Source organism: Prevotella sp. MGM1 (assembly GCF_002933775.1).
Lineage (GTDB): Bacteria > Bacteroidota > Bacteroidia > Bacteroidales > Bacteroidaceae > Prevotella.
Genome location: NZ_BEWV01000165.1, coordinates 1 through 7,317 on the forward strand (window position 1 = coordinate 1; position 7,317 = coordinate 7,317).

Annotated in this window: 4 protein-coding genes; 2 read left to right on the top strand and 2 right to left on the bottom strand. The window is 50.9% G+C overall.

The features are described 5' to 3' along the window. Positions 1-3,123 (bottom strand): AAA domain-containing protein (locus tag MoGM_RS06185; protein ID WP_104369242.1); only part of this gene is annotated, 3,123 nt, incomplete at its 3' end. Positions 3,124-3,541: 418 nt separating this feature from the next. On the opposite strand from MoGM_RS06185, the gene MoGM_RS06190 reads away from it, so the two are divergent. Further along, entirely contained in the window at positions 3,542-4,255 is a 714-nt protein-coding gene (locus MoGM_RS06190) for a Sir2 family NAD-dependent protein deacetylase (RefSeq protein WP_104369243.1), read from the top strand. Between the two features lie 32 nt (positions 4,256-4,287). After that, the gene (locus MoGM_RS06195; RefSeq protein ID WP_158249562.1) at positions 4,288-5,283 is read left to right on the top strand and encodes a site-specific integrase; all 996 of its coding nucleotides are present in this window, start codon (positions 4,288-4,290) and stop codon (positions 5,281-5,283) included. A gap of 295 nt (positions 5,284-5,578) precedes the next feature. Here the strand turns inward: MoGM_RS06195 and MoGM_RS06200 are convergent, their stop codons facing one another. Continuing rightward, on the bottom strand, positions 5,579-7,084 hold the full coding sequence (locus tag MoGM_RS06200) for a succinate CoA transferase (protein ID WP_104369245.1): 1,506 nt from the start codon (positions 7,082-7,084) through the stop codon (positions 5,579-5,581). Between the last annotated feature and the right edge of the window lie 233 nt (positions 7,085-7,317).

The following is a 7,317-nucleotide window of genomic DNA, read 5'->3' on the forward strand; positions in this document are numbered from 1 at the left end:
CGTCTTATCAGGGTCGAAGCGCTCTCCGTAGAAGCGATATATGCGACGCACGATGTCGGCCGCCATGTCGGCCTCGGCCACATTCACCTTGTCGGAAAGCCGGCCAGCGTTGTCATCCTCAACAGGGATGAATATCATTCTACGTACTTTCAAAAGTCCGTCCATGGCATCCTCTGCCGGAAGGTCATAACCGAGCGAGGCCTCAAGCTGGTGAGAAAGGGGCACAGGCCGCAGGTTCTCCCCGGTGTAGAACATGGTTTCGGCAAACCGCGCCACATCAGGGTGCATACGGCCCTGCCTGTCCAAAAGTCCGACAAAACACTTACGGCCGCCGCGCCGCTCTATGTTCATCAATCGCTCGAACAACGAGTTTCGGCAGTCGGTCAGCCCGATGCCATGAAGCAGAGGGTCGTCTACCCGCGAATCCGTTTCACTTTGCTGAACCACGGCAGGTAACTGCTTATGGTCTCCCACAAGAATAAAGCGGTCTATGCAGCAACGTCCCGCTCCGTCGTGCGCCGACAATATGCCTATAAGCGCCGGTTCGAGTATCTGCGACGCCTCGTCGACAATGGCAAGGGAGAAGTGTTTCAGGCCAAACACGGATGGACGCGACTGCAACATTGACGTGGTACCGACAATGACAGCAACCGAACGCACGGCATCGCGCATATTCTCCACGGTATCGAGACCGCCGACGGCATTCTCAAAAAGCCTGTCACGGAAGCGTTCGTCACACGAACTCTCGCCGCCTATACGCAAAAATCCTATTCCCGCATCATTCAGCATAGCGCAAATCTCGTCTACCGCCATATTGGTATACGCAGTGAGAAGCACTCCGCATGTACCCCTGGCAATCTCTTCCTCTACCATGAAACGCAGAGCCATGGACGTCTTGCCTGTTCCCGGAGGACCGACAAGCAGGAAAAAGTCTTGCGAACGGAAAGCGGAAAGCAGCACTTGATCGTAGTGAGGGTGGTATTTCCTGGTAAGACAGACAGTGTTGTCAGACACCGGTTCACGACGGCCGAGCAACAGGCTGCGCCGCTCTTCGGGCGCAGTAATAAATGTATGCAGAGCACGTATGGCACACGATGTTCCTGAATCGCTTGCCATGTGCTCCATGGCAAATGTCTTGCCATCGAACAAAGACGCGCTTCTCTGCCTGTTTACAAGCCTTACCGTAACATCATTGCCGCCCAGCCGCTCCACCGTGGCGGTATGCAGCAGACTGCCGCACACATCAGGCTCACGGTCATAGCCGTATATATACACCATGTCGCCGCGTCTGAAATTAGGCATGAAGTCATCTCCCTGATCGGGATAAGAGAATGTCAGTGTTTTAAATGTCTGCCCGTTGTCTTCCGATGTGCCGGCATCCGCAATCCTCATGCCGGTTATAATGTTTCCCATCTCCTGCTTTTTGTATACAGGCAAGTTCCAAAGGTCGGCGGCACTCCTTGTTATTTCCTCGAAACCACCGGTCTTTGCGACAAGCTGTTCGCGATACACGAAAGTCATCATACGCTCGAAGTACGCCCGTTCGAGCGGCGGCATGGCATGCAACGGATCCGTAACCTCCTCAGTCTGCGGACGGATGTAAAGCTCGAAAAACCTGTTTTTCATCCCACGTTCGTTGATTGTATCTGCCGACAGATGACGCAATATATTGCCGATACCGCCCCGAGCGACAAACAACTCGCCCGCTACAATACGGTTGCGCAAGGCTATGGCTTCGTTGAACAGTGCATGGAAATAGTTGACATAAAGCAGACCGTCACGTGCCGGATAACCCGAATAGAGCAAAAAGGACGATATGTCACGGTCTTTAAGCCCGAAATTACAACGTAACACGCCAAAGTAAAGAAGCAATTGGACGTAGTGTGGTTCGAGATGGGAAATGCTGTCTTTCGGTGAGCGCAAAGAGTGTACCGCAGAAGAAGAAGCTGAAGACCCGTCATTATGCTCCCCGCGACACCTTATGCCGCTATTCCCCATAAGCCGACCACCGCCCGAAAGCAAACTTTCTATCTTTCCGTTTCTTCCGGACTTCTGCTCCACAAGCAATTGAAGATCGGCTGTCATGAGGTCTACACGCCCCTGAATGCCGAGACGTTCGCACACAAAAGACGGCTCCACCACTACCTTCGAAATGTCGAACGGCCGCCGGCGGCCGTTCGCATCTCTACCGAACAAAGCCCCGACAGCCTGTTTTATGTTTTCGGCCTGCAAGCGGGCCTTGTCTTTCAAGTCCGCCATGCTTAAAGAACCGTCGGCACAAAACGACAGCGACCGCTGCCGGCAAAAACCGGAAAATATTTCCTTGAAATCGAAACCGGCATCGTTCAATACACCGTCGAGAATATCTCCGGCAAGATTTCCCAGTTGTATAGCCTGGGAAGAGACCTTCTTCCGCATCCTGTTGATAGTGTATGCAAGAGGATGATGGCCGTAGTCAGTGAAACAAGCGGCCACAGAGCTGATGTCGACAAGAAAGTCTGGCTCTACCACTATCAGTCCCGGCGTTATCATGTCTCCCGATGTACGACAGTCAAGCAGGTTCAGTTGCATTCCGGGACGCAGCAGTTTTCGCAAATAAGACATATCCACACCATGGTCCTTGCTGCCATAGCCCACTCCCACCGTATGCCCTCCGTCGGCGCTGTCTGTGACAACAACAATCCTTTCGCTGTCGAATTCGACAACAACGCAGCGAATATAGGGAAGGTCTACGGCCGTATTGACGGCACGTTTGCGCCCTATGCGCGGTATGACGGCAGTGAGACGCGACGGAATATCAACCCCGAAGACAGCGGAAACGAACACGCAAAGAGCACGGATATCGTACATCAAGTCTTCATCAGGAATAATATCCTTACTGTTGGAATGACGCCGGGCGGTCTGTATCTCCCTGCGGTCATCCTCGGAAACGCCATACATACGGCACAGACGGTCTACCTGGGAGAACACGTTTCCGAAGCCCGAACCTTCCGGTGATGCCGCAGCGCATGCCATTACAAGCGTCTCACGCATACGCATATTCACGGTAATACCCTGCCGCCCGCAAGCAACGGCCATTTCATGACAACTGTCGAACAATTCTTCGGGAGTGACAACATTCATAAATGCAAAGATACGAAAAACAAGACAATAACGTAAACAAGAAAAGACAACTTTATATTCACAACCGTTTTATCGTGGCATAAGACAGCAATATCGTTTCGTTTACATCCCATGCTTGATGGCAAACAATTCTCCGCGCCATGGCACGGGACAACAATACCTTTTTGTCTGCATCCAAATAAAAAAAACGTTACATTCCGAAATACAGGCCATATTGTTTCATTACCGTTATATACAACCGGTTTATGGACACTGGCGTCATACGGCACAATCCATACCGCATCAGACAGTCACACGGCATAAATACGTGACTACAAGTCAAAAAATACTTTATAATATTGCCGAAACGAGCCTTTTGTTATAACTTTACCACACATTTGAGATCTATTATCATTATTGACAACAAGAAAACAATAACATGGGAAGAAAGAAAATCACACTGCTCACAGGTGCCGGAATGTCGGCAGAAAGCGGAATAAGCACGTTCAGGGACGCAGGCGGACTATGGAACAAATATCCAGTCCAACAGGTAGCATCGCACGAGGGATGGCTCGCCGACCCCGAACTGGTGACAGAGTTTTACAACTCGCGACGGGCCGAACTGATAAAGACAAGCCCGAACGACGGCCACAGGCTGGTGGCGGAATTGGAACGTGACTATGACGTGACTGTTGTCACCCAAAACGTGGATAATCTGCACGAGCAGGCCGGTTCGTCGGAAGTGATACATCTGCACGGCGAACTGATGAAGATGTGTTCAAGCCGCGACGTTGACAATCCGCGGTTTCATGTGACCCTCACGGCAGACAACTATCGTGTGGAACCCGGTACAACGGCCGGTGACGGCTCATTACTGCGCCCCTTCATTGTTTTCTTCGGCGAAAGCGTACCTATGATAAGCATCGCCGCCGACAAAGCGGCCGAGGCAGACATATTCATCATCATCGGCACGTCACTCAACGTATATCCGGCGGCCGGACTGGTGGATTTCGTAAGACGGGGAGTTCCCATATATCTGATAGACCCCAAACCTGTAGCCGCACCATCGAGATCAAACATTACCCACATACACAAAGGCGCGTCGGAAGGCATGCGGGAACTTATGAATATATTGGCGACAAGCACTGAATGATGTTCAGAATAAGAATTGAACTGCCAACGGGCATGGAAAAACTGCCGGACAGGGAACTCGTGATAAGAATAGACGATGACAACGGACTCTGCATACGGCCTAAAAGCACGAGAAGCAAGTCGGATGAGCGCCTGCTCCCATTTATGAGAAACATAACAGAAGAACTGCTTGCCGAGGGACGGGAACGAACCGCCGAGACATACATGAGCACCTTACGTAGTTTCAAGGAGTTCATGAACGGCAAGGACATAGCCATCGGAAACATTACCTGCGACACGACAAAAAGATACGAACAGTTCCTACGGCAAAAAGGGCTGAGCCTCAATACCGTATCATTCTACATGCGGGTGCTGCGCGCTGTGTACAATAAGGCTGTAATAAAGGGAAAAGCCATTGACATAAAACCATTCAGAAACGTATATACGGGCATCGCCAAAACCCGCAAGCGGGCACTCACCATAGAGGCGCTTAGGGCAATGAAGCGTCTCGAGCCGAAATCGGATGCGATGGCATTCGCAAGAGACATGTTTATGTTCAGTCTATACACCAGAGGAATGTCGTTTGCCGACATGGCCGCGCTGCGGCATTCGAACATCCGAAACGGTGAACTTGTATACACGAGAAAGAAAACAGGACAGCGCATAAGGGTTAAATGGGAAAAATGTATGCAGGACATAGTGGAACGTCACTACAGCAGGCATAAAGAAAAAGTGCCGGGGAACGATGATCTCCTCCTGCCGATAGCCGTAGACCCGAAAACAGGAAGGCTGCGACGGTATAAAAGCGTGCAATGGAAGGTGAACTACCAACTCAAAAACATTGCCGCCATACTCGGAATAACCAATGGCATCACCATGTATGCCGCGCGGCACTCATGGGCCAGCATGGCAAAGAACATGAACATACCACTTTATGTGATAAGCGACAGTATGGGACATCACTCACAAAACACCACACTAATATATCTGGACACGATAGACCCAGAAGTAATTGACCGTGCCAACATGAAAATAATAAAAGCGATATGACGCATCCGGCATGTAATTCATATATCATCAAAAAGAAAAAGAGGATGCCGCACAACACCAACAGCCGAAACGTACTCTTACTATACGAATCAAATGTTATCCCGAACAATTAAAATCAGGTAGTACCGATGAGTATACTTCCCAAATGATTCTCATGTGTCTATAAACCTTTCTTTAAAGGTTTTCTTTTCACGACTCCAAATCTCTTGCAGAGTTTTACTTTTCGACGCAGAAACGGCCGGCAATCGAATGAAAACGATTGCCGGCCGTTTTTTATGCCGATGAATTATCGTCTTTATTTCACGTACTCCGCGAAATCCGTCAGTTTCATATCGCCTTTGCGCGCCAATGTATCGTGCATGGCGAACGCCGCCGACAGACAGTGCTTCGTATGACCGCCGGACGACAGTTTGAGATAGTCCCAAAGCAACTGGCGATAGTCGGGATGAGCACAGTTTTCGATAATGCACTGCGCCCGCTGCATCGGGCTTTTGCCTCTCAAGTCGGCCACGCCCTGCTCTGTCACTATAACGTTCACGTCGTGCTCCGTATGGTCATGATGGCTCACCATAGGCACGATAGAACTTATCATGCCGCCCTTCGCCACGCTCGGACAAGTGAAAATGGATATGTACGCATTGCGCTCGAAGTCTCCCGAACCGCCAATTCCGTTCATCATCTTCACGCCGCTGATATGGGTCGAGTTGGCGTTTCCGTATATGTCGCACTCCAATGCCGTGTTGATGGCAATCACGCCGAGACGGCGTATAAGCTCGGGAGAGTTCGAAATCTCGCTCTGCCGCAGCGTAAGGTGATTCTTGAAGTAATCTATATTGTCGTAGACCTTCATCAGACTGTCGTTCGTCACTGTGAGAGAGCATGCCGACGCCTCCTTCACACGGCCTTCAAGCATCATGTCTACCACGGCGTCTTGCAGCACCTCGGTGAATATGTTGAAGTCGGGCACGTTCTTGTCCTGGCTCAGCGCGGCGAGAATGGCGTTTGCAGTAGAGCCGACACCGCTCTGCAACGGCAGGAACGACTGCGGTATGATACCGCGCTTCATGTCGGCCACGAGGAACTCGGCCACGTTCATGCCTATCTGTGTAGTCACAGGATCAAGATCCTTGAAAGCGCGGGCCTCGTCGGGTATATGGCATTCCACCACTCCCACGATTTTGCTTGCGTCTATCTCCACGTATGGCGTGCCTATACGGTCGCTCACTCCCGTGATTGGAACAGGCTGGCGCAGCGGCGGGTCTTGCAGCTCGTATACGTCGTGCAGATACTTGGCGCCGGCACTGTGGAAAGAGTTCAGTTCGAGAATGACATGCTTGGCTAGCCGGGCGGCCGTCGGGCTGATACCTCCCGCCGACGTAAGATAAGCCTTGCACGTGGTCTCTCCCTCCTCTATGTCACACACCTCGAGTATCGCCCAGTCCACCTGTCCCATGAATCCGTAACGCAGTTCTTGTGCCATCTGGCTCAGGTGTATGTCGTTATATGCTATCTCGCCCATGTTGACGTGCTTGCGGAAATCGGGGTTCGTGGTATACGGAGCGCGGTATTTTATCGCCATGGCGTTTGCCAGGTCGCCATCGGTGCTCTGTCCGGTAGACGCTCCGGTGAACAGACCCACTTTAAACTCACGTCCGGCCTCATGCTCGGCCACGGCTATTTTAGCCAGTTCCTTAGTCACGGCCTTTGCCGTTCCCGAGGGTGTAAATCCGCTGAGAGCCAGGTTTTCTCCGTTTTTAATCAACGCTGCTGCTTCGGCAGCGGTCATGCGTGTGTATGCCATTTTGGTTTTATTGTTTTGTTTGTTATTCACTAATGTATATAAGCGAATGCAAAATTACTGAAAATCAGTCTTATGGCAAAACAAATCACCGTGTTTTATTTCCTCGTTTGCCCATTTTACCGTATCTTTGCAGGCGGAAAAAGCAATTATAAAGCCAAAAAGCGATGGAACAGAAACTTTTGATATACAACACTCTCAGTCGCCGCAAAGATCCGTTCACAGCACAGCACGCC

What these genes read in the sequence shown, in the direction of transcription:
- MoGM_RS06200 (WP_104369245.1), bottom strand. Translation starts at nt 7,084, where the DNA reads ATGGCATACACACGCATGACCGCTGCCGAAGCAGCAGCGTTGATTAAA.
- MoGM_RS06195 (WP_158249562.1), top strand. Translation starts at nt 4,288, where the DNA reads ATGGAAAAACTGCCGGACAGGGAACTCGTGATAAGAATAGACGATGAC.
- MoGM_RS06190 (WP_104369243.1), top strand. Translation starts at nt 3,542, where the DNA reads ATGGGAAGAAAGAAAATCACACTGCTCACAGGTGCCGGAATGTCGGCA.